Source organism: Deltaproteobacteria bacterium (assembly GCA_020845775.1).
GTDB lineage: Bacteria > Bdellovibrionota_C > UBA2361 > SZUA-149 > JADLFC01 > JADLFC01.
In genome coordinates this window covers 28,906-49,115 of the sequence record JADLFC010000133.1, presented here as the reverse complement: position 1 = coordinate 49,115, position 20,210 = coordinate 28,906, and the positions used below count along the sequence as shown (strand labels likewise).

General features: G+C 46.1%; 19 protein-coding genes. 4 read left to right on the top strand and 15 right to left on the bottom strand.

Annotation, left to right across the window (positions count from 1 at the left end; all coding sequences use genetic code 11):
- Positions 1-573 precede the first annotated feature (573 nt).
- Positions 574-900: a hypothetical protein gene (locus IT291_09195; protein MCC6221400.1), complete on the top strand. Its 327-nt coding sequence runs from the start codon at positions 574-576 to the stop codon at positions 898-900.
- 66 nt (positions 901-966) lie between these two features.
- On the opposite strand, the gene IT291_09190 is transcribed toward IT291_09195, so the two are convergent.
- The 6 genes from IT291_09190 to IT291_09165 all read right to left on the bottom strand — a co-directional run bounded on the left by IT291_09190 (position 967) and on the right by IT291_09165 (position 7,226).
- Positions 967-1,374 carry a hypothetical protein gene (locus IT291_09190; protein MCC6221399.1) on the bottom strand — a complete coding sequence of 136 codons (408 nt, stop codon included), beginning with the start codon at positions 1,372-1,374 and terminating at the stop codon, positions 967-969.
- A 204-nt stretch (positions 1,375-1,578) separates the two neighbouring features.
- Positions 1,579-3,027: a hypothetical protein gene (locus IT291_09185; GenBank protein ID MCC6221398.1), complete on the bottom strand. Its 1,449-nt coding sequence runs from the start codon at positions 3,025-3,027 to the stop codon at positions 1,579-1,581.
- 9 nt (positions 3,028-3,036) lie between these two features.
- Positions 3,037-3,813: a DEAD/DEAH box helicase gene (locus tag IT291_09180; GenBank protein ID MCC6221397.1), complete on the bottom strand. Its 777-nt coding sequence runs from the start codon at positions 3,811-3,813 to the stop codon at positions 3,037-3,039.
- 151 nt (positions 3,814-3,964) lie between these two features.
- Positions 3,965-4,717, bottom strand: a complete 753-nt coding sequence (locus IT291_09175; GenBank protein MCC6221396.1) for an ATP-binding cassette domain-containing protein — start codon at positions 4,715-4,717, stop codon at positions 3,965-3,967.
- Positions 4,718-4,744: 27 nt separating this feature from the next.
- Positions 4,745-5,722 carry a tRNA-dihydrouridine synthase gene (locus IT291_09170; GenBank protein ID MCC6221395.1) on the bottom strand — a complete coding sequence of 326 codons (978 nt, stop codon included), beginning with the start codon at positions 5,720-5,722 and terminating at the stop codon, positions 4,745-4,747.
- On the bottom strand, positions 5,709-7,226 hold the full coding sequence (locus tag IT291_09165) for a response regulator (GenBank protein ID MCC6221394.1): 1,518 nt from the start codon (positions 7,224-7,226) through the stop codon (positions 5,709-5,711). Before IT291_09165 ends, IT291_09170 begins: the two co-directional genes overlap by 14 nt.
- A gap of 461 nt (positions 7,227-7,687) precedes the next feature.
- Here IT291_09165 and IT291_09160 point away from each other — a divergent pair, with 461 nt between their 5' ends.
- Positions 7,688-8,113, top strand: coding sequence for a cold shock domain-containing protein (locus IT291_09160; GenBank protein ID MCC6221393.1), 426 nt, complete (start codon positions 7,688-7,690; stop codon positions 8,111-8,113).
- A 63-nt stretch (positions 8,114-8,176) separates the two neighbouring features.
- Here the strand turns inward: IT291_09160 and trpB are convergent, their stop codons facing one another.
- From trpB to ftsZ, 9 genes are all read right to left on the bottom strand, one after another.
- The gene (gene trpB / locus IT291_09155; GenBank protein MCC6221392.1) at positions 8,177-9,355 is read right to left on the bottom strand and encodes a tryptophan synthase subunit beta; all 1,179 of its coding nucleotides are present in this window, start codon (positions 9,353-9,355) and stop codon (positions 8,177-8,179) included.
- Positions 9,352-9,999 (bottom strand): phosphoribosylanthranilate isomerase, encoded by a 648-nt coding sequence (locus tag IT291_09150; GenBank protein MCC6221391.1) that lies wholly within the window; start codon positions 9,997-9,999, stop codon positions 9,352-9,354. The genes trpB and IT291_09150 overlap by 4 nt, the downstream gene beginning before the upstream one ends.
- Positions 9,992-10,804 (bottom strand): indole-3-glycerol phosphate synthase TrpC, encoded by an 813-nt coding sequence (trpC, locus tag IT291_09145; GenBank protein MCC6221390.1) that lies wholly within the window; start codon positions 10,802-10,804, stop codon positions 9,992-9,994. Before trpC ends, IT291_09150 begins: the two co-directional genes overlap by 8 nt.
- A 13-nt stretch (positions 10,805-10,817) precedes the next feature.
- On the bottom strand, positions 10,818-11,804 hold the full coding sequence (gene trpD, locus IT291_09140) for an anthranilate phosphoribosyltransferase (protein MCC6221389.1): 987 nt from the start codon (positions 11,802-11,804) through the stop codon (positions 10,818-10,820).
- On the bottom strand, positions 11,801-12,397 hold the full coding sequence (locus IT291_09135) for an aminodeoxychorismate/anthranilate synthase component II (GenBank protein MCC6221388.1): 597 nt from the start codon (positions 12,395-12,397) through the stop codon (positions 11,801-11,803). The genes trpD and IT291_09135 overlap by 4 nt, the downstream gene beginning before the upstream one ends.
- Positions 12,398-12,411: 14 nt before the next feature.
- Entirely contained in the window at positions 12,412-13,824 is a 1,413-nt protein-coding gene (locus IT291_09130; GenBank protein ID MCC6221387.1) for an anthranilate synthase component I family protein, read from the bottom strand.
- A 128-nt stretch (positions 13,825-13,952) separates the two neighbouring features.
- Positions 13,953-14,732 carry a tryptophan synthase subunit alpha gene (locus IT291_09125; protein MCC6221386.1) on the bottom strand — a complete coding sequence of 260 codons (780 nt, stop codon included), beginning with the start codon at positions 14,730-14,732 and terminating at the stop codon, positions 13,953-13,955.
- Between the two features lie 81 nt (positions 14,733-14,813).
- Entirely contained in the window at positions 14,814-15,608 is a 795-nt protein-coding gene (locus tag IT291_09120) for an Mrp/NBP35 family ATP-binding protein (GenBank protein ID MCC6221385.1), read from the bottom strand.
- A 14-nt stretch (positions 15,609-15,622) separates the two neighbouring features.
- Entirely contained in the window at positions 15,623-16,828 is a 1,206-nt protein-coding gene (ftsZ, locus tag IT291_09115) for a cell division protein FtsZ (protein ID MCC6221384.1), read from the bottom strand.
- Between the two features lie 856 nt (positions 16,829-17,684).
- On the opposite strand from ftsZ, the gene ftsA reads away from it, so the two are divergent.
- Both ftsA and IT291_09105 read left to right on the top strand, forming a co-directional pair.
- Positions 17,685-18,914, top strand: a complete 1,230-nt coding sequence (gene ftsA, locus IT291_09110) for a cell division protein FtsA (protein MCC6221383.1) — start codon at positions 17,685-17,687, stop codon at positions 18,912-18,914.
- 36 nt (positions 18,915-18,950) lie between these two features.
- Entirely contained in the window at positions 18,951-20,207 is a 1,257-nt protein-coding gene (locus IT291_09105; GenBank protein ID MCC6221382.1) for a DUF2029 domain-containing protein, read from the top strand.
- Positions 20,208-20,210: the final 3 nt, after the last annotated feature.

The window sequence follows — 20,210 nt, the reverse complement described above, 5'->3', positions numbered from 1 at the left end:
ATACCGTTTCCAAAAAGTAAGTTAAATATTTTACTTTTTGGAAACGGTATTTGTTGTTTATTGGCAAGTGCTTACGCACTTGCTGTTTATACCATTTACAAAAATCCTTTTTGTAAATGGTATAACTCGGCCTAGATTAGGCAGTTCATGTCAGCTAAAATAAGTTCAGTTGGGTAAAATACTGTATTTTTTTGCTGCTTTTAGGTTACAACTGCCTAATTAAGTTGCATACCGAAGATTAAAGTGGCTTTTGTAAGGTTTTTGCAGCTTTTTTGCTTGACGTTTAAGAGGTGAGTTAATATACTGCGGGCCTTGTTTTTGGGCGTTGGGGTTATTTATTGGGCGCTCTTCCAAAAGAGACGTAACCAATTTGTAGACATAAAATCCGCCGGCTTTCGCTGGGGAATTTCGTCTCGTAGGTTTATAAGCATACTTTTTAGTGCGTTAACTTGTCGCTTTTAGAGGCGAGAAAGCTTTTTTCGTGCCTTTAAGAGCTGACGCGCATGGCTTGTTGCCAAGATATTTTGTCATATTGAGTGTTAATGTTTAACATTGGAGAGGTAAAATAAACTAATGAAGCTTTGGTCTAACAGCACGACACAACACAGCACAAACAGCTTTAATCCAGAACGCCGCCTTCTCGCAGCGGTACTTCAGCGAGCGATCACGGATTATCTCACTGGAGAAGGAGAACTCCAGGAGTCGGCTTATGAGTGGCTGTATAAGTCAGACGAGCTTCACCACACGTCTTTTTTTGGTTTTAGGTATGTCTGTGAGGCGCTTGATTTTCACGGCGATGAGCTAAGGAAGGCTATAAAAAGGCAGTTTGAAGAGGCACAGCGATCTGACAGCACACTAAAAGCCCTTATACAGCACCACAACAACACCGAAGCTGCATAAGAGCATTTCGGAAAGTAACACACACGCTGTTTATTTATTATAAGGCGTCCCTAGATTCTCGGATTTCTAGATTCTTGGGCGCCTAATTTTTTTCCAAGCCGTTACCGCCTCATCTATCTCGTTTGCATGGATGGAATAATTTTGCATTTCACTTACGTAGCGCTTAAGCCCACTTCGCAGGTATTGAGGATCTATTCCTAAACATTCGCAAACGACATCAAAACTAAAAACGTAACTCTGGTCGTTATTATCGATCCACTCCTCTGCATCTACCCCTGCGTCATGCGTCCACCTAGATCTAACACCACGGCATTGCGAGACATACGCCTCGATACCATCCGATAACAAGGCCGCCATAAGCCTCCTTTCGCCACCGCAAATTCCTCTCTCGCTAACCCCATTTATTTGTGTTGGAAGAATAATATCTGGCTCAAAAAGATTAGAAACGAAGTCAGCTGCTACATAATCACTCATATTGTATTTCTCCGGCTCGCAATAATGGCTTAACACCATGTTATTGCCCTCATAATAACAAGCGTAAACCGAGTTAATTTATTGCCGAGAAATACCGAACACGCGATTGTAATGTTAGCACAGTCTTTAAAAAAAACGTACAAAAATCTACAGAATGGGTATTCGAAATCTCAACCTGTTAGGAATTCACAAGAAAATCAAAACTCACAGCGTATCGAGATTGATAGCGTCGCTAAGCGGTGGTCTCAATATACGCCGCTTGGCTTCGGTCGCACGGAAACTTAGCTCTCTATGCGTATCGGAAAGCCGACTTAACTGATTCAAATAATCGGCAGTTTGAGTTAATAGCCGAGCAGCGTCACCCTCAGCCACACGAGAGAGCAGTAATATGGAGCGGAATTCCTGCCAATTATTTGCCTGAAGCCACATCATTACCGTGTATGCGCCAGACTCGAGCACATCGCGCTCACTTTTAGTACCTGGCATATCCACAGCTCCCACCCTAGCCAAGATTGACCGAAGCGACTCAACATCCTCCTTTTTTAATACATTAACCTTCTTGTTAGATAAATACTTTCTATGTGGATCCCCAGCTAGAGATCCCATAATTGCCGCTAGGTACTCTGCTGACACGCCATCGAGAACGCCTGCCTGAATAATCTCTCCGAGTTCTAGAACTAGGTCAGTGCACAAATTTGCAGCCCAGTAACCCTTCTCCGACAACGATATGCCGCTTACGTACCCCAAAGTCTCAAGGCCTTTTAAGGCTTGATCTATCATAGCTAGCTGACGCGTCTCTAACTCCTCAGCGCCTCGTTTTAAACGATTCATCTTTTTTCTTATGCGCTTCCAATCCTTGTCCCCTCCTCCATCCTCCTGAGACGCCAAAACGGGGTACCCGACCGAGCTTAACTTCTCCTCTAAAACCGCCCCATCCTGTCTAAGCTTTCCTGCCTCTCTCTTGTCAAAGAAAGACGCCAAGCTCTTGCCCACGGTGTAGCGCAAATCGTCCACGTTTCTGTACCGCAAGAGATTTAGCACGGTGCTTGAGCTCGGAAAATAAGCTGAAGACAACGGGTTAGCGGGTTTATGGGCAATCTCCAAGAGCTGTCGAGCGTCGCAAAACGGCCCGGGCGCAACTATGCAAAAACCCACAGTGTCCTTGCCTCGCCTTCCTGCACGACCAGACATCTGCTGAAACTCAGTCGATGAAAAGTTCTGAAAGCCGTCTGCTCCTCTCCTAGAATGCGCCGTTACGACCACAGTCCTAGCAGGGAAATCCACTCCAGCCGCCACTGTTCCCGTTGCTACCAAAATCCTAAGCTGTCCCAACGCCATAGTTTCTTCCAACAAGAGGCGCCAAATTAACAATTGACCAGCATGATGTGCTCCAATACCAGTGCGAATAAGTCCATCGTACTGTTCATGAGCGCGAATTAGCTCTGCATCCATGTCATAGCGCACAATAATCTCCTCGATCGAACGAGAGAGTTCAGCCTGCCTATGCACAGGGAGTTCAAGCTTCTTGTTCCCCGTAGCTCGAAGCACATCTGCATCACACTGAGCTCTGGACGTGCGAAAAACAATTGCCGGCAGAAGATCGTCTCTCTCCAGCTGTAATAAAATTTCTGAAATGTGAACTTCTCTATGCATCTTCGTACCTCAACCCGCCCTCGAGCTCCCCTTCCTAAACCTCGCCCAGCTCTTCCCTCCCGGTCCCTTAAACCCTTGCTTGCCGTAGAACTCCTCCACTGCAGAAGAGGCTTTTTGGTCTTTATCTTCGAGTGGTATGACTCCGTATGTAGGATGCAAAAACCCAAGTCTCAACTCAACTGGCCGCTTCTCGACACTTACAACCATAACCTGACGATGTCGAATTGTCTCAATCCACTGCGCTATATCTTGCGGATTAGATATTGAAGCCGACAACATCAAAAGCGTAGCAGACCGAGGCGACAAGATAACACTCTCCTCCCACACCGGACCGCGCTGCGAATCTGCCAAATAGTGAAACTCATCTAAAACCACCAAATCGTAACTCCCACGCGAACTATACAATTCGTTTCGATAAATCTCAGTGGTTGCCACGACAATATCGGCATCGCCCTCGATTTTGCGATCCCCCGTCAACAAGCCGACACTGTATTGAGGCTCAAAACGAGAACGAAACTCCATGTACTTTGCGTTAGACAAAGCTTTAAGTGGAGCTGTGTATACGGTTCTACCGCCGCGCTCTAGAATATTTTCGATAGCGCGCATGGCAATAAAAGTCTTACCTGAACCGGTCGGCGCAATTACGAGCGTATCGAGCTTCTGCTCCAAAAAACGGATGGCATCATTTTGAAACGCATCCGGCACAAACGGTGCTGGTTTAGGAACACCCATGCCGGTAAAGAATTTTGCCTTTTGCTCCCGTATGTATTTTCTATCCTTTGTCACAACTCTCCAACAATACTCATTCTACAGCCTTAATTGGCTGTAGACACACTTAATCTATACCGTTTCCAAAAAGTAAGTTAAATATTTTACTTTTTGGAAACGATATTTGTTGTTTATTGGCAAGTGCTTACGCACTTGCTGTTTATACCATTTACAAAAATCCTTTTTGTAAATGGTATAACTTCCCATTTGCATTTGCTACTTGCTGCGAAAAACAAAATCGCGTCTTTAAGAACTCTATCACTCGTGGCGGCGCATCTCTCAGTATATCCACGCTGCGAACATTACAAATAAGCTTTCCATCAAAGATAGCTATAATCCTATCAACGTTAGGAATTAAACGCCTTATGTCGTGACTTGCCATCACAATGCGCGGTCTATAACGCTTGTGCAAATCCTTGACTAGCTGCATGAGAACACTGGCCGTCACCGGATCCAAGCCGCCAGTGGGATCGTCCAAAAGAACCAGCTTAGGTTCCGCTACTAGCGCTCGCGCAATACCGACGCGGCGCCGCATTCCCCCACTTAACTCGCCCGGAAGCTTGCCAGTAGCTCGAGACAACCCCAAACTAAATAACATGTCATAGGCTTTGCGATAACACATTTCGCGTTCAGCCCTTTTTGCCCTCTGCAACAGGGGAAACGCGACATTTTCGATTACCGTCATCGAATCAAATAAAGCCCCCTCCTGAAACAAAAATCCAATATTCCCATTCTCAAATGGATACTCTACTGAGCCGACTTCAGGAGCAATGACGCCACCAAGAATCTTTAGCAACAATGACTTGCCACTTCCACCTGCACCGACCAAACCCACCACTTCAGCCTCATCTATTGAAAATGAAATGTCTCGCAGAGCAAACTTTGGAGAAAACTGCCTTCCTACACCCTCGACCTTCAACATATCATTAACCTAATCCACTTTCTCTCATCAACTCGACAACCTTTTAAGTGAATCTTCGAACTCGCGCACAGTTTTTGCGGCGCATAAATTTTTCCTGACCGCGCTTAAATTGGGAACCCTCTTCGTAACTTTGACAGACAGTTGCTTTAGATATCCCAAGGCAGCTCTATCAGAAAATTCTTGCACCAACATCTCCCTATATTCCTGCAAAAGATTTCTTATCTCTATCTCGCCGGGAGCTACAAAGTCGCCGCCATTCATGGCCACTTTTATCTCAGAAAAAACCCATGGATTTGCCAAAACCGCGCGACCAATCATAAGAGCGGAAATATTTTCGTAATCAAAACAACGTCGAGCCGTAGCTCCATCGGCTACATCCCCGCTACACACCACCGGCACACTAACCGAGCGCCCAACCTCATCTACGATACCCCAATCAGCCTCCCCGCGATACAGCGAGCTCCTAGTCCTTCCATGCACGCATAGCATATCTACGCCATTATCTGCGGCAATCTTCCCAATTTCAAGCGCATTCTTGTTATTCTCGTCCCAACCAGACCTGATTTTTAGCGTCAATGGAATAGAGATTGCCTTTCGCACGCGCCTTAATAGCTCTGCCAGATGCGCAGGCTGGCGCATGAGTTCCGCACCTCCTCCTTTCTTGACGACTTTAGGCACCGGACATCCGCTATTGATATCGAGAATATCCGCACCGCTCTGCTCTACCATAACCGCCGCATCCACCACCCGAGCTATATCATGCCCAAAAACCTGAATCGCTACGGGTCTTTCCTCGGGATGGATCTTCATCATTGCAACACTTCGCATGTTTTTTCGCGAGAGAGCCTCAACGCTAATGAACTCGCTTACTACTAATCCAACTGCGTTTGGATTAACGCGCTTAATGAGCCGACGAAAGCAGCAATTGGTTATCCCCGACATAGGAGCAAGGATAAGATTTGGATTAATTTCAACTGCGGCAATCTGGAGTTTAGCTAGCGGCATCCAAACACCTGCGCACTTCCCTAGCGAGCTCTTCCACGGCAAATGGCTTTTGAATAAAACCCAAGCCCCCGGATTTAAGGACACTTTGAGCACGTTCCTCGCTAGAAAAACCACTCACCAGCAAAACCTTGGCATCGCGATCGATCTCCCTCAAACGCCTAAACACCTCATCCCCCGACATATGCGGCATCATCATATCGAGAATAACAAGTTTATAAGAGCGACGGTTATTTTGGTAACGCGCCACAGCATCCAAGCCATCCTTGGCAATATCAACTTCATAGCCGAAATGCTCAAGGCTACGCTGAATAACCGCGCGCACAACTTCCTCATCATCCACGACTAATATCCTCTCATTTCCACCCGGGATCACCTCATCCTTTTCCTCATCCACCTCGCTTTCAAAAAACCCCTCACATAACGGTATGTACACATCAAACCGTGTACCTTTTCCCAACCTGCTAGTGACTTCCACTGCGCCCAAATGGCTCTCTACAATAGACAAAACTGTCGCAAGTCCCAGTCCAGTGCCTTCAGCCTCCTTGGTCGTAAAATATGGCTCGAAAATTCTCTTCTGCACCTCCTTAGACATTCCGATCCCATCGTCCTCGATCGATAGGCGAGCATACTCGCCTGCGACAAGAGTCCTCGGTGGATTGCCGACATGTCGCGGTGCCTTCGCCGCGTCAACCGTTACGCGCTCAACCCTAACATCTATGTGCCCACCACTGGGCAAGGCATCGCGCGCGTTCACCGCTAAATTCATGCAGAGCTGGCTAAGCTTGCTCTCATCTCCTAAAACGAAAACGTCAGATTTCTCACTGGCAACCCGCAACTGAATATTTTTTGGCAAAGCTCCTCTGAAGAGGTTGAGCCCGCCTGCAATTACAAGGCTAAAATTTATTGGATGCATGCCAACACTTTCATTTCGAGCATAATCCAAAATTTCACGCGTGAGATGCGCTGCCTTTCGCGCACCATCTTCAATTGCGGCAATCGATTCGAGCTGCGAACCAGAATTGCTCGTAGACAACCTAAGAAAGGTTACGTGACCCAACACACCGGCGAGAATGTTATTTATGTCGTGAGCGATGCTGCTAGCTAAGGATCCAAGCGACTCTAGCTTGTGAGACTGCTCTAATTGTTGCCGATACTCCTTCTGGCTTGGCTCTAATATTAAGAAAAACCGAGCCTTGCTCTTCGACAAGAGATCCTGGAATGGAATGATCTTTAGCTTATAGGGGTGCTTTTCACCTGATTTATGCTCCAGATCAACTTCCATCACAGACTCTTGCTTAATGCCGCGAAACGAGATCGCCCCATCTTCAGCCTGTAAAAAACAAAAAGAATAAAAAGATTTCTTATATACTTCAACAAGCGTCAATCCACATAGAGATAATAAGGCGGAGTTTGCAAACATAACTTTGCCGTTCTCATCTACCTCCGCCAAGGGAAGCGGTATGAGATCAAACGCTATTTGACACATCTCTTGTCTGGAATTCAAAAACGAGAACCTCTATAGATATAGGCGCTAGCACTAGTAGTTTTTTTGATTTTTGCCCTGGCCTTCTGTCATTCAACTAATTTAGAACATTAGTATACACACTTTACAAATTTAGTTGAATAAAAAAAATGAGTTGCCAAACACACCAAAGATTAGATAATGCCTGTATTATGAAGCAGTTGCCTTGAGCAATAAGTGATTGTAGCATCTTTGCCACCTAGAAAATTTTAGCTACGGTGTTGTGAGAGCTGCATCATAAGGCAATGCAGTAGGTGTTTATTACTTTGCAATTCGTTGCTTAATAGACACCTGATTCGTGATAGAAAAATAGAATTTGACGCCAAGATTAAAAAGTTTAATGTTGTTTAAGTGCAAAAAGCACATCTTAAGTGCAGCAATTGTTTTAGAGAGCTACAGTTAAGTTATGTTCTTTGGTGTTGGTAAAAGGAGTATATAGAAAAATGGCTGAAACGCTGCGTGGTGTTGTAAAATGGTTTAACGATGCAAAAGGCTTTGGTTTTATTGAGCACGAAACCGGAAGGGATGTGTTTGTTCACTATTCAGTAATAGCGCAAGAAGGTTTTAAGACTCTTAAAGATGGAGAGGAAGTGGCCTACGAGCTTCAAGAAGGAGACAAGGGGTTGCACGCTGCAAGAGTCGATCGCATCCATCTGGCGACTCAAAAGGCAGAAGGCGAGGGCGCTCGGTTAGTGCCGGAGGCAAAAGACCTTAACATGACTGCTCCTAACCTTGAGTCTGGATCGCTTAAATCGGTAAACAAACCGATTTCCGAATCCATAGAGGTAGAGCACACTGGCGATACGTCTAAACAGTTCGAAACCTTATTTGAGAGTGAAAGCGAGTTATCGGGTGCTGAAAAGCATTAGTTTGCTCTCGGCGTTAGATCGCTCGCCTTGCGTGAGGGATCTAACGCAAGTTTTTCTGCTGGCTCATTTTATGGCTTTGACATAGGCGGCCATGTCTTTATCGCCCCTACCCGATAAATTAATCACTACTACATCTTTGCTGGACGCTCCCAGATCGCCAAGTCTCGCAAATGCATGAGCTGCCTCGAGGGCTGGTATAATACCTTCAATCTTGGTAAGTAAAAGTGCAGCCTGAATAGCTTCTTCATCAGTTGCGTTGTGAAATTGAACCCTTCCGCTTTTACATAAATGAGCAAGCTGTGGTCCAATTCCTGGATAATCCAGGCCAGCAGATATGCTATGAGCCTCTTTAACCTGACCATCCCTAGTTTGCATCAATAAAGTCTTACACCCATGCAACACCCCCATAGAACCAAGTACTGTGGTAGCCGCGCTATGCTCTGTATCTATCCCTTCTCCAGCGGCTTCGACTCCTACCAGTCTAACATCTTTTTCTTCTAAAAAGTGATAAAACGCTCCCATTGCGTTACTTCCACCACCCACGCAGGCAACGACGAAATCGGGACGATCTCGCCCGGTTTTTTCCAACAACTGCTGCTTTATCTCCTTGCTAATAACGGACTGAAAACGCGCCACCATATCTGGATATGGGTGAGGGCCCACAACTGAGCCAATGATGTAATGAGTATTTTTCGGATTGCAAATCCAATCGCGCAGCGCTTGATTCGTAGCGTCCTTTAGCGTTTTACTTCCAGACTCCACTGGCACGACAGTAGCGCCTAACATTTTCATGCGCTCGACATTAGGCGCTTGACGCGCAATGTCGACGCTCCCCATGTAAACCACGCATTCTAAATCCAAAAGCGCACAAACCGTCGCCGTTGCAACGCCATGCTGACCGGCACCGGTCTCGGCAATAATTCGCCGCTTGCCGAGCCTTTTTGCCAACAACGCCTGGCCAATCGTGTTGTTAATCTTATGAGCACCAGTGTGATTTAAGTCTTCGCGCTTAATGTAGATAGAAGTATTAAACCTTTCAGAAAGTCGACTAGCAAAATAAAGAGGCGTCGGCCTGCCGACGTAGTCGGCCAAGAGTTTTGAAAACTCCTCTTGGAACCCCGCATGATTTATTATGGCTAAATAATTCTCTCTAAGCTCAACGACATTGGGCATCAGCATCTCTGGCACAAAGGCGCCGCCAAACCCGTTGAAATATCCCTTCTCGGAACAATGGTAATTCATTTGCGTAGCTCTTCGATAATTTCCCGAACTTTTTTTACAGATTTAATTCCTACTTCCTGCTCCACCCGACTATTAATATCTATACCGAGAAGTCTAGGCAACTTCCACCGCAACTGGCGAATCTTGGCGACATCCGATGCATCTCCGATGCCGCCCGCCAAAAAAAAAGGCGTCTCCCCTCTATAACTTCTGAGCACATCCCAATCGAACTTTTTGCCACTCCCCCCAACGCTAGCGGTTCTAGTGTCGAACAAGAAATAATCCGCGACATCTGCGTAATCGCTAACGCTTGGAGGAATTTCATCCCCATCAATGCCAAACGCCTTAATAAGCCCCAGTTCAGGCTTCGCTAGTTTTAAATTCTCACAATACTCTGGCGTCTCGGCCCCATGTAACTGCACCATATTCATCCCAAAGTGCGTCACTGTATCTATCACCTTCTCTAACTCATCGCCTACAAAGACGCCAACCGTCCCAACCGAAAAAGCAATCTGCCGAACAACCTCTGGATCCAAAACAGCGCCACAATAGCGGCTCGATTCAGGATAAAAAATAAAGCCCATATAATCGGGGCGCAAGGAAGCAATCTCTTGGATATTTTGCCTATCTCGCATGCCACACACCTTAATCTGCAAGCTATCCACTTGCATCGCCCTCCAGCAAGCGCTTTAGTTCTTCAACAAACACCGCACACGCCACCTCGGGTCGCGGCTCTTTCATAAAACGCTCCCCAATCAAAAAACCCCTAAAACCAGCATCGCGCAATCTCTTAGCGGTCTCTGCAGATTCTATTCCGCTTTCAGATATTGCTAACACTGACTTTGGAACCGAGTGAAAAATCTTAAAAGACGTTTCGACATTAACAGAAAAATCTCTTAAATCGCGATTGTTTATCCCCACAATATCAATTGTGTCGCACAAACTCCGACTGAGCTCTTCCTCTGAATGAACTTCTAAAAGGACCTCAAGCCCAAGCTGCCGAGCAAAAGACGAAAGGCTTTTAATTTCATCCGGAGCAAGCACCGCCGCAATAAGCAATACGGCATCAGCACCAATAGACTTTGCTTCTATTACTTGATACTCGTCTACAATAAAATCCTTGCGCAAAATGGGGATCTCATTGAGCTGCCGCGCTCGAGCCAAATCCTCGTTTTTACCGCCAAAGTAAACATTGTCTGTGAGCACCGATAATGCACTTGCCCCTGCTCGCACATAACCGACGGATAAGTCCTCCACAGAAACCGCGGAGTTAATAACCCCGCGGGAGGGCGACTTGCGCTTTATCTCTGCTATAAGTCCAACCCCGTCACCGCGCTGCAAGTTGCCTTTAAGACTAAGCGCATGCCTGCGGCAATAAATGCTAGATTCAAGCATTTTAACTGGACAGAGGTTTTTTTTGTCCTCTAACTCCCTTCTCTTGTTGGCAATTATTTCATCCAATCTACTCATTAGCCACAACTCGCTATCTTAGCACTTCCTTAAAGCACTTTAACGCTCCTTTCGACTCCAAAGCTTCGCGGGCCATCGCCACGGCAGTCTCTAAAGCCGTATTAGACCTACAACTGTAAATAGCCATCGCCGCATTGGCAATAACCACATCATTTTGTGCTCGCGTGCCCCTTCCCTCTAAAACATTAACAAAAATTTTCGCCGCCTCCGGAATAGTTCTGCCTCCGCGAATATCCTCAGCCCTTACATCACTTAAACCCAAATCCCCAGATTCCATAACCCGCTCAACTCCTCGCCCAGCAATTTTAAACGGCCCCGTTAATGAAATCTCATCGTATCCGTCCAGCGAATGCAAAATGACGTAATCGACCTGCTCTCCCTGGAAGAGATAAGAATACAGCCTAAGAAGCTCCAAGCTATAAACGCCCAGTAATTGCGCCTTTGGGCGAGCTGGATTTACAATCGGGCCAAGCAAATTAAAAAACGTGGCAACCCCCAAATCCCTTCTAATAGGAGCAACGTGCCGCATTGCCGGATGAAAGAGGGGTGCGTGAAGGAAACATATATTCGCTCGCTCCAAGCTACGCCTCAAGGATTCCTCGCTATTACAAAACTCAACGCCCAAATGTTCGAGCACATTAGACGAACCGCAAATAGACGAAACCGCATAATTACCGTGCTTGGCAACGCTGATGCCACTCCCCGCAACGACAAACGCTGCCAATGTGGATATATTAAAAGTGTCCTTGTGATCTCCGCCGGTTCCGCACAAATCAATTACATCGTATGGCGACAAATCGATATGCACGCAAAGCTCTAGCAAGGCATCGCGAAAACCTTGAAGCTCATCAATAGTTATAGCCCTCATCTTAAAGACGCTAAGGAACGAAGATACTTGGCAGGCGTTAAACTTCCCCGACGCAATATCCTTAAGAATCTCTCTCGCTTCCTCGCTTAGGAGCGTTCTTCTGTTATAGAGCCTATTTAATATGTCTCTCATTTCGCAGTATGTGATTTCGAGTCAAGTGCAATCCAATTTCGCATAATAAGATCCCCGTGCTCGGTCAAAATCGATTCGGGATGAAACTGAACCCCCCTTACGTCAAAATTCTCGTGACTAACCGCCATCACCCGACCTGCCTCATCTTCCGCGGTAATTTTTAAACACCCAGGCAACGAATCTTTATCGGCTACCCATGAGTGATAGCGCCCAGTGAGAAAAGTTTCGGGCAAGCCCTTAAACAGGACTTCCCCTGGGTCAATTACCCTAGTCGGCAAAGCCTTGCCGTGAACAACCACATCCATGTTAATCAGACTGCCTCCAAAAACCTCAACTATCCCCTGATGACCCAAACAGACCCCAAGTATCCCCTTGCTCGAACCATATCTCCTTATAACTTCCAACATCAATCCAGCTTCCCGCGGGACACCTGGGCCTGGTGAAATTACTACCCTATCGAATTGTTCCACATAAGAGATATCGAACTTATCGTTTCTCACGACTTCGACCTGTTTACAACCAATCTGCTTAAGGAGGTATAGCAAGTTGTAAGTAAAGGAGTCATAATTATCGATTAACAAAATCTTAAACATGTTAGGTATAAAACTCAAAATTTTTCGGCGTCATCCATAGCCTGGCGCAGCGCCATAAGTTTGTTGTGAACCTCGTTCGATTCGCTCTGCGCATTTGACTCTGCAACTATCCCAGCACCAGCCTGATAGTAGAGCACGTTATTTTTGCTAAAAAACGAGCGAATGATAATCGCTTGGATATAGTCGCCATTAAAACCAATATATCCAAGACAGCCTCCATATACACCCCTTGGTGTACCTTCGTAGCGATCTATTAACTCCATCGCCTTGTACTTAGGCGCGCCGGTTAAGGTACCAGCGGGAAAAGTATCCCCCAAAATGGCGAGATTATCCTCACTTCCAGCAATAGTTCCTGTCACTTTAGACACCAAATGTATGACATGCGAATAGAACTGGATATCTCTATATTTCTCGACAAATACATTTTCACAGTGTTTGCTCAAATCATTCCGCGCCAGGTCGACTAGCATTACATGTTCTGCATTCTCTTTGGGATCCAAGGTGAGCTTTTCTGCCAGATCCGAATCTATGCTCTCAGTTCCCATCCTCCGATAAGTGCCCGCAATCGGACTAATCGAAACTTGCGAACCGCTTTTAACGATCTGGGATTCCGGCGACGAACCAAAAATCTTAAAGCTCCCATAATCGAGATAAAACAAATACGGAGATGGATTAATAGATCTCAACGCCCGATAGACATTAAACTCATCTCCCAAAAATCCCTGCCAAAAGCGCCGCGACAGCACCAGCTGAAAAACATCACCGCGATGATTGTGCCCCTTGCCGCACTCTATTGCTTGCAAAAAACCTTCATCGGTAAAATTCGACTGCTCGCCGCCACTCTTTTTAAAGGAGTAATTCGCGTATTCCTTATGGAAGACCAAATGCTCCAATAACTGCCCCCTCTCACTAGCCAAACACTCCGCCTTAGCATCTCTCTCATCGTCTCGGCGATACGTGTAATTAAAAATGTGCATTTCGTTCTTAGATGGATCGACTACTATTACGTGTTGAAAAACGCTAAAACAAATATCTGGTATAGCGTCCTGCAAAGAAGAGTAAGGGGAAAGCTCAATGTCTTCAAAGTAACGCACGGCATCGTAGGCTATATACCCAAACAAGCCGTTTGTAATGAACTCGCAATTTTTACTTGGCGCCGTCTCAACAAACACCCGCCTAAACTCATCCAATTGCGCCAGGACATTCGCCGAAGAATTTATGGCTGTCACCTGTCGACTCTTATCTGGAAACGATTGAACTATATTGCCGCCAGTAACAAGAAAATTTGCAATCGGGTCGCAGCAAATGTAAGAAAATCGATTTTGACTGCCACAAAAATCCGTGCTCTCTAGCAGGATCGTGTTAGGAAATACATCCCTTAGCCTTAAGTATATGCTCATCGGCGCAGTGGTGTCGCAGGAGACCATCCTACACGTGCCAGTTACATAGTACTTACTACCGGGCTTATTTGTCATCGCGTCATCTCTGCTACTTACTATCTCCCTCTATCAAGCGATTCTTGCGCTCCGGAACCACAAACTAAGGACTATCAAAACTAGAACAGACTACTAATAAACTTAGAAGTAACGACATCCACGCTCTCAGCCGATTTTAAGCGTTCGATAAAAGCACTTCCAACGATAACTCCGTTTGCAAAGGCCGAGGCTGCCGCAACGCTTTCTTTATCGGATATGCCAAACCCGATTAGTCTGGGAGTCTTTAGATTTAAGGCCCTAACGCGATTAAAATAATTTAACGTCTCTGCATTGGACTGCAAATTTAGTTTCGCACCAGTCGTGGTTGGAAACGAAACCATATATATAAATGAATCTGAGTTAGCATCTATGAGCCGAATGCGTTCGTCCGTAGTCTGAGGAGTAATTAAGAATACATTGCTAACACCGCTAGCTCGAAACTGTTCAGCATAATCAGACAAATACTCTTCTAACGGCAAATCGGGAATAATGCTTCCATCGATCCCGATTTCCTTGCAACGCGACAAAAAGGCTTGCACGCCAAACTGCAAAATGGGATTTAAATAGCCCATCAAAAGAATTGGCACGGATATGTCTTTTCTCACTTCGTTTAGCTGCTCGAAGAGCAGCTCTAAATTCATGCCATTTTGCAAGGCGACTTGCGAACTAGCCTCAATAATTGGCCCATCCGCAATTGGATCTGAAAACGGCACGCCAACTTCTATCATATCTACACCTGCCGCCACTAAAGCCCGACAGATAGAAGCTGTGTCATCTAAGTGCGGATAGCCGGCAGTGAAATAAATGGACAAAATACCGCTTGTTTTATTTTTGAATAATTTAGATATGCGATCTGACATGCCTTCCCTCTAGCAAACCTATTATCCGAACTCTGTAATACAAACGCCAGACCCATGGAGTAGCCTTGCGGCGCGTAAAGATCAATTGATTACTTTAAGGCGAGGCCTTTCGGTAGACTGAACCCTCTCCCAAAAACTCTTGGCTAGCGTGCGAAAAATTTCACCAGTCGCTGAATTGCCATTGATGGCAATAGGATTGCCGGAATCTCCACCCTCTCTAACCGCGATATCAAGCGGTATAGAACCAAGAAACTTAATGCCATAGCGCTTTGCCAGCGACTCGCCACCGCCAGTTCCGAATATGTCAAACCTCTCTCCCGATGGCGTTACAAAGCCATTCATGTTTTCAACGATACCAACGACATCTACGTTGACCTTGCGAAACATATTAATGGCCCTTCTCACATCCGATACCGCCAGTTCCTGTGGCGTAGTTACGAGAATAGCACCATCGAGGTTTACTATCTGAGAGAGCGATAACTGGGCATCTCCTGTCCCAGGAGGAAGATCCACAATACACACGTCAATATCCGGCCACTCTACATCTTGAAAAAGCTGCATAATGGCCTTACTAAACATAGGCCCACGCCAAATGACGGGCTCATCGTCTGCCTTAAGAAAAAAGGAAATCGAGATATAGTCTACATTAAACTTGCGCGCTGGAACCAGCTTTCGTTCTTCGTTCGCCGCTATAGATCCGCCACCCATGATAGTCGGAACACTTGGCCCATAAAAGTCCAAGTCCACAAGGGCAACTCTTGGCACTTTTGCAACACTACCAGCGGGAAGATTGGCAAGTGCAACTGCCAAATTCACAGCTACAGTTGATTTTCCGACCCCACCCTTCCCGCTGGCAACAGCAAAAATTTTTTTCATCTCACAAGCTAACTTTAATCAACCTGACGTCGCAAAAAAGTTGGAATTTCGTACTTCTCTTCCTCTTCTGCATTGGAAGACGAAATTACCGAGATCTTTTTTAGTTTCAAAAGCTCCGATTCCTGTTCCTTCTGCCTTCTCGAAAAAGTCGGAACCTCCAACACCTTCTCTGACGCGAGAGAATCTACCTTGGGGGCGACCGCAGTGGCAGAAGCAATGCTCTTTATTTTTGGCATGGGCTCTCCAAAGCCAGTAGCGATGACGGTAACCCGAACGGCCTCGCCCATCTCTGGATCTATTACCATACCCCAAATGATGTTGGCATCTTCGTGTGCTTCCGCGTGTATGAGCTCAGCAGCTTCGTTGATTTCTTGTAGCGTTACGTCAGTGCCAGCAGTGACGTTAATTAGCACTCCACGGGCTCCACTAATAGAAATATCTTCGAGTAAAGGACTGGACACGGCTTTTTCAGCAGCTTCCACCGCACGATTTTCTCCAATACCTTCCCCAGTTCCCATCATAGCCATTCCCATCTCGCTCATAACGGCCTTAACGTCAGCAAAGTCGACGTTAACCAAGCCTTCAAATAATATGAGATGACTGATTCCCCTAACTGCTTCGTAGAGCACATTATCTGCTTTGCGAAAAGTATCTAACAAAGTTGTATTCCTTCCAGATACCGATAACAGTCGCTGGTTTGGAATAGTTATCAGCGTATCGACTTCTTTCTTAAGCGCCTCTACGCCAGTTTCCGCATTGTTCATACGGCGCTTGCCCTCGAAAATAAACGGCTTCGTAATCACGCCCACGGTAAGCGCACCCAGATCCCTTGCAACACTGGCCACTACGGATGCACCCCCGCCTCCAGTTCCACCGCCCATGCCCGCAGTCACAAAAACCATGTCAGCTCCTTCCAAAGCCTTGCGAATGTCGGCAATGCTCTCCTCAGCTGCACGCCTACCAACCATAGGATCAGCGCCAGCACCTAAGCCCTTAGTCAGTTCTGCACCAAGTTGAACTTTTACTGGAGCCTGCGACGACTCGAGAGCCTGCACATCTGTATTCGCAACTATGAATTCAACGCCATTTAGGCCAGAACGAATCATGTTGGTCACGGCGTTACCACCACCGCCACCAACGCCGATTACTTTAATCCGCGCACCTAGCGGCTCCGATTTGAAATCTCTATTTTTGTCGTCTTCCTCTGAATTCTCAGCCATTCTCGACGACGAACCCTTTTCGCCTCCATAAGAAGCTCCTGAGGTCTTTGTAGTGGCTTGATTAGAAGATATACTCCTGTGTGCCACTACGCTGTCACGCGACTTCGCAGCATCAGCAGAGTTTGATCCATTAGCCGATACCTGTTCACTCCCCTTAGAAGCAGAAATGCCTTTTACATCTTGCACTGTATTCACCCTCTCCTTTGAATCACTAGCGTTATATTTTAATGTATCATCATTATCTCTATTTGGTTTATCCCTAGCAACCATCGCGGTTATCTCGGAATCCAGCTCTGAGCACTGCGCTATCTCAGTTCTAGTGCCTTCGTTATTAGCACTACTGTTAGTCTTTTGCGACATCTCCGAAGGCATTTCTCTGTTTTCGGCAGCCGGCTTCACATCCTCCTTTTCATCACGGCTCCCAAACTGCATCATAGTTTGTATGCCCCTTCGCTTGTTCTTTTGACGTTTGCCCATAGATAATAACCTTTCAGCCTAAAATTTATTTTGCTCTCTTCCTTACATCACTATCAGGATTAGCTCCGCGTTTCAAACTACCAATTCGCACTTAAATACTAGACATCTCTAAGTATCGAGATCGTCTAGTTCTTCTTAGTAAACTATATCTTTTATGAAATTTCGACCTGTCCTTTTACTCTTCCACTCTTAGCAGAATTGTTGTTATGCTTCAAGTGGGTTAAACCTCTCGCGAGAGAAAAGTAAGTTTTTTGATGGCGCGTATTGAAATTGTCATATAATCAAGTAACTTCAGCTAAAATGAAGTTCTGTTACTTACTGCACGTATGTTTGTCGCAGTAGATTGGCAGAACTAAGCATAGTTTTAAGGAGGTATTCAGTGGCCAGTAAATCAGATGTTATTGTGGGACTCGACATTGGAACGACTAAGATTGCGGTTATCGTTGCAGAGCGAGCACCGGGAGGCGTGTTAGACATTGTAGGGGTCGGCACACATCCCTCTACTGGTATGCGCAAGGGCGTTGTCATTAACATTGATAGCACGGTTAACTCGATTCGCCGAGCTACGGAGGAAGCTGAGTTAATGGCGGGCTGCGAAATATCTACTGTGTATGCCGGCATTGCTGGCGGACACATCAAAGGTTTTAACAGTCACGGCATTGTGGCTATTAAGAACAAGGAGGTAGTTGCTAAGGACGTAGAGCGCGTTATAGATGCAGCTCGTGCCGTTGCGATACCTATGGACCGAGAGGTTCTACACATATTGCCTCAAGAGTATATTGTAGACGAGCAGGACGGCATACGCGAACCAATTGGGATGTCGGGGGTTCGTTTGGAAGCAAAGGTTCACATAGTTACTGGTGCGGTGGCCGCGGCGCAGAATATCGTCAAGTGTGCCAATCGCGTTGGTTTAAGCGTAGCCGACATAGTTCTCGAGCCGATTGCATCGGCGGAAGCGGTTCTATCGGCGGAGGAAAAGGAATTAGGCGTAGCCATGATAGATATTGGTGGCGGCACTACCGATATCACTATTTTCCATGCAGGAGCGGTTAAGCACACAGCCGTTCTTCCGCTCGGGGGCAATCACCTAACGAGCGACATTGCCGCAGGTTTGAGGACGCCTATCTCCTCTGCAGAAGAGATTAAAAGGCGTTATGGCTGTGCGCTGACGAGCATGGTTCAGAGTACTGAAACTATCGAGGTTCCATCTACTGGTGGACGCGAACCTAGAGTATTGTCCAGGCACGTTTTGGCTGAAATTATAGAGCCGCGCGTGGAGGAGATCTGCACGTTAGTGCAGCGCGAGCTTGTCAGGTCGGGTTTTGACGAATTTTTAACGAGCGGCATAGTGTTATGCGGCGGCGGCGTCTTGCTCGAAGGCTTGCCAGAGTTAGGTGAGCAGATATTCAAAATGCCCGTTCGTCGCGGATTTCCAACTGGGACTGGAGGCTTAGTCGACGTAGTTAGCTCGCCCATTTACGCGACTGGAGTTGGTTTAGTTCTTTACGGAGCGCGCGAAGGCACTTATGAGGGTTTGAAATCAGGAGGAAGAACTTTATTTGACCGAGTTCGCAATCGGATGGTCGAGTGGTTTGGAGATTATTTCTAAAATGGCTGTACTTAGCTTTGGCGTTTTAGGAATATAGTGAGTGCCTTGTCCGAGATCGCGATGTCGGAGAAGCGTTTTTGGACTAAAGGGCGCTTAGCGCGCATTTGCGTCTGTCTACTTATTGGCTTTTTTCTCGCTCTTTTTATTGCGCATTATGCTGACCGCACAAAAACCACTTCTATTACGCGCGGTGACTTCCCAGCTTTTTATGCAGCCGCAGTATTGGCCAAATATGATGCTAAGAACCTGTACGATGCTAGCGCACAGCAAAAAATAGAAAACCATTACTGGCCGAGCTTGAGCGGGTCGTATTATTTCTTTTCCTATCCACCCTACGTTGCCGTAATTCTATCCCCTTTAGCGAAACTAAATGCCCATCAGGCTAAGGCAGTGTATTTTGCCATTATGTTCGTTGCTCTAATCGCAAGCACATATCTAGTCAGCAGTCCTCAGCTAAATTTTACGAGAGCGCCGTTTGTAACTTTTACTGTATTCTTATTTTTTGGCCCCGTGTTGAGTGGTCTTGCGGCTGGGCAAAATATTACTTTAAGCATGCTCTGCTATGTTGGCTTTCTTTATTTTTGGTCGCTCGATTCTAAACGCGGCTCTATCTTAGCCGGCCTATGTCTAGGATTATGGATGTTTAAGCCCCATTTCGCTTTATTGCCTTTGTTTTTTTCACTACTGAGCCGCAGGCGAGCAAGCATTGCTCTGGGCGCTATGATACCAGCGATATTTTATTATGCGCTAGCAGCAAGTCTATCTGGTTTCTATTGGCCTGTAAGTTGGCTAAATGCAGTAAGCGACTTTGCGGCTAAGGACTACATTGCAAATCGACATCAAATGGTTTCGCTATTTTCAATAATCGACATCTTCGTAACCAGCATTGGTTTCGAGAGTGATTTTCACAGTTTCCTTAAGATCTTAAGTGCGGTTATGGCACTACTACTAGTCGCTCTCGTCGGCAAGCTAGTACTTAGGGCAAATGGACTTGAGGCGGGACGAGAAAGGAGTGAGCGAGAGATGGATATTGCGTGTTTATTGGGGCCGGCCGTAGTGATTTTGTCACCACATGTACTCTATTACGATTTAGGCTTGTGCCTAATACCGCTTAGCAGGTCGGTTGATTTACGCGATGATAGAAACATTAATCTATTAATACTTCTGTGGGCGTTAATGCTTACTCTAAGCATGACTAGAGAATTTTTCTCAATTCAACCAATGTTTTTATTTGGCCTAGGAAGTTTTATCTTTCTGTGCAAACGCGCTTACCGAAAGCGATTTAACTCTTAGGGC

Excerpts from the sequence above, each read along its gene's own strand:
- IT291_09195 (MCC6221400.1), top strand. The coding sequence starts at position 574 with ATGAAGCTTTGGTCTAACAGCACGACACAACACAGCACAAACAGCTTT.
- IT291_09190 (MCC6221399.1), bottom strand. The coding sequence starts at position 1,374 with ATGAGTGATTATGTAGCAGCTGACTTCGTTTCTAATCTTTTTGAGCCA.
- IT291_09185 (MCC6221398.1), bottom strand. The coding sequence starts at position 3,027 with ATGCATAGAGAAGTTCACATTTCAGAAATTTTATTACAGCTGGAGAGA.
- IT291_09175 (MCC6221396.1), bottom strand. The coding sequence starts at position 4,717 with ATGTTGAAGGTCGAGGGTGTAGGAAGGCAGTTTTCTCCAAAGTTTGCT.
- IT291_09170 (MCC6221395.1), bottom strand. The coding sequence starts at position 5,722 with ATGCCGCTAGCTAAACTCCAGATTGCCGCAGTTGAAATTAATCCAAAT.
- IT291_09160 (MCC6221393.1), top strand. The coding sequence starts at position 7,688 with ATGGCTGAAACGCTGCGTGGTGTTGTAAAATGGTTTAACGATGCAAAA.
- trpB (MCC6221392.1), bottom strand. The coding sequence starts at position 9,355 with ATGAATTACCATTGTTCCGAGAAGGGATATTTCAACGGGTTTGGCGGC.
- trpC (MCC6221390.1), bottom strand. The coding sequence starts at position 10,804 with ATGAGTAGATTGGATGAAATAATTGCCAACAAGAGAAGGGAGTTAGAG.
- trpD (MCC6221389.1), bottom strand. The coding sequence starts at position 11,804 with ATGAGAGACATATTAAATAGGCTCTATAACAGAAGAACGCTCCTAAGC.
- IT291_09135 (MCC6221388.1), bottom strand. The coding sequence starts at position 12,397 with ATGTTTAAGATTTTGTTAATCGATAATTATGACTCCTTTACTTACAAC.
- IT291_09130 (MCC6221387.1), bottom strand. The coding sequence starts at position 13,824 with ATGGTCTCCTGCGACACCACTGCGCCGATGAGCATATACTTAAGGCTA.
- IT291_09125 (MCC6221386.1), bottom strand. The coding sequence starts at position 14,732 with ATGTCAGATCGCATATCTAAATTATTCAAAAATAAAACAAGCGGTATT.
- IT291_09120 (MCC6221385.1), bottom strand. The coding sequence starts at position 15,608 with ATGAAAAAAATTTTTGCTGTTGCCAGCGGGAAGGGTGGGGTCGGAAAA.
- ftsZ (MCC6221384.1), bottom strand. The coding sequence starts at position 16,828 with ATGGCTGAGAATTCAGAGGAAGACGACAAAAATAGAGATTTCAAATCG.